Genomic DNA, 1,331 nt, shown 5'->3' with positions numbered 1-1,331 from the left:
CCGGTTTTAGGCATGGTGCAATGCTGTGTAGGCAAGGGACAAGCAGCTTACTTTATTTTGTCTACACCCTCTAAGGATGGTCTGAAGTAGCCATGCATCTCTGGCTGACTTCAGCGTCTGCCGATTTCAAAATCGCCCAACTGATCCAAGACAATCCGATCAGTCGCGCTTTTCTACCTTTTTCGTTACCGCCAGCACGTTACCGCAGCCATTTTCCGCATTACAGGCGCACCTCTCCTGCGCTGGCCAGCAAATGTCGGCGGGCCATCCACAGATTCGACAGGGCAAACAGCGTCACCATCTGCGCCGCATTCTTGGCCAATCCTCGGAAGCGCACCTTCGTATAGCCAAACTGCCGTTTGATCACGCGGAACGGGTGTTCGACCTTGGCACGGATCTGGGCCTTGGCCTTCTCGATCTTGCGCAGCGCTTTGTACAAGGCGCTGCGCTTGCCGTGTTTCTTGTAGGTGCTGCGCCGAGCCGCGATCTGCCAGATAACGGCACGACCTTCATGTTCAGGACGCTTCTCGACTCCGGTATACCCAGCGTCAGCGCACACCACGTGTTCTTCGCCGTGTAGCAGTTGGTCGACCTGAGTGATGTCCGCAACATTGGCCGCCGTGACCACCACGCTATGTACCAGGCCCGATTCTTCGTCGGCACCAATGTGGGCTTTCGCGCCGAAGTAATACTGGTTGCCCTTTTTGGTCTGGTGCATTTCCGGGTCGCGCTTACCGTCCTTATTTTTGGTCGAACTTGGCGCGTGGATCAGTGTGGCATCGACGATGGTGCCCTGGCGCAGCGACAGGCCGCGATCCCCCAGGTAGCCGTTGATCACGGCCAGAATTCCGGACGCCAACTCATGCTTTTCCAGCAGGCGGCGGAAGTTGAGGATGGTAGTTTCGTCGGGGATGCGCTCCAGGCTCAGCCCAGAAAATTGGCGAAGGATGGTGGTTTCGTACAACGCTTCCTCCATCGCAGGATCGCTGTAGCCGAACCAGTTCTGCATCAGGTGCACGCGCAGCATCGCCATCAGCGGATAGGCCGGACGTCCACCTTCGCCCTTCGGATAATGCGGCTCGATCAGGGCGATCAAACCCTGCCACGGCACCACCTGATCCATCTCGATCAGGAACAACTCCTTGCGGGTTTGCTTACGCTTACCGGCGTACTCGGCGTCGGCGAAGGTCATCTGCTTCATCGGAAAACTCGGGCAACGGGATCGGCGTATTTCACCAGATTCGGGAAGTCTTCTTCAGATGGTATGGACGCCTCCCCCCGGCAGCGGGCCGACCGCAGCACCTCTACATCAATAGAGGATCCTCGCTGCC

General features: G+C 57.6%; 1 protein-coding gene. It reads right to left on the bottom strand.

The genetic code is table 11. The features are described from left to right. Positions 1–220: 220 nt before the first annotated feature. Positions 221–1,201, bottom strand: coding sequence for an IS5 family transposase (locus CYD26_RS24710; RefSeq protein ID WP_054888505.1), 981 nt, complete (start codon positions 1,199–1,201; stop codon positions 221–223). Between the last annotated feature and the right edge of the window lie 130 nt (positions 1,202–1,331).

Origin of the sequence: Pseudomonas sp. FFUP_PS_473, assembly GCF_002858665.1 — a bacterium.
In the GTDB taxonomy this organism is placed as follows: Bacteria; Pseudomonadota; Gammaproteobacteria; order Pseudomonadales; family Pseudomonadaceae; genus Aquipseudomonas; species Aquipseudomonas defluvii.
This window is presented reverse-complemented; position numbering and strand designations above follow the sequence as displayed.

What these genes read in the sequence shown, in the direction of transcription:
- CYD26_RS24710 (WP_054888505.1), bottom strand. Translation starts at nt 1,201, where the DNA reads ATGAAGCAGATGACCTTCGCCGACGCCGAGTACGCCGGTAAGCGTAAG.